The organism is Pantoea rodasii, assembly GCF_002095465.1.
Taxonomy (GTDB): domain Bacteria; phylum Pseudomonadota; class Gammaproteobacteria; order Enterobacterales; family Enterobacteriaceae; genus Pantoea; species Pantoea rodasii.
In genome coordinates this window covers 1-596 of sequence record NZ_MLFP01000068.1, presented here as the reverse complement: position 1 = coordinate 596, position 596 = coordinate 1, and the positions used below count along the sequence as shown (strand labels likewise).

Genomic DNA, 596 nt, shown 5'->3' with positions numbered 1-596 from the left:
GGCGGAGCTCGCGGACGTCGGAACCGACCGCGACGGGCCGGTATAAAAGCTGATTTCCCAGAGGATACTCCTTCAGAGGTGCGGGCCGGAACGGACCGGCAGGGCGACAATAGCGCGGCGGGTGCAGCGGATGATAAAGAACCATTACATTATCTTAACTTCCATGGCCCGATGCAATGCGCGCGCCGCGGTATTTACTGATGAGCGACTCCCCCGGGAATAAATAAATCACCGTGCCGGTTCGCCTTATTTATTCCACGCCAGAGTTTTATTTCCCACGCCGGCCCAGGAATGCTCTCCTTTTTTACGAAATCCTGACACAGGGATTATTCCGGTATTTTCCGGATAATTATTCGCCAGGATAGGCAGGGCTTACCGGTGGCCATATTTATCGCGCCGCCACACCCTGTACCGATAAAAAGGATAACCTGATGAAAAACCGTGATTATATTCAGCGGCGGGTGCCCGCGACCTGAGCCGCATAGACGTCCGGGAGCAGTGGCAGATTACGTTCTGGACGCTGGAGCTGCGCACAACCCAGGAGCGTCTGACCCGGGCCGTGCGCGAGGCGGGCCCGGAAGCCGAGCGCGTGCGCG

1 protein-coding gene is annotated in these 596 nt (G+C 57.7%); it reads left to right on the top strand.

The annotated features are described in order from the left end of the window. Positions 1-472: 472 nt before the first annotated feature. On the top strand, positions 473-596 hold a 124-nt coding region (locus tag HA45_RS29225), incomplete at its 3' end, for a DUF3606 domain-containing protein (protein ID WP_366557367.1).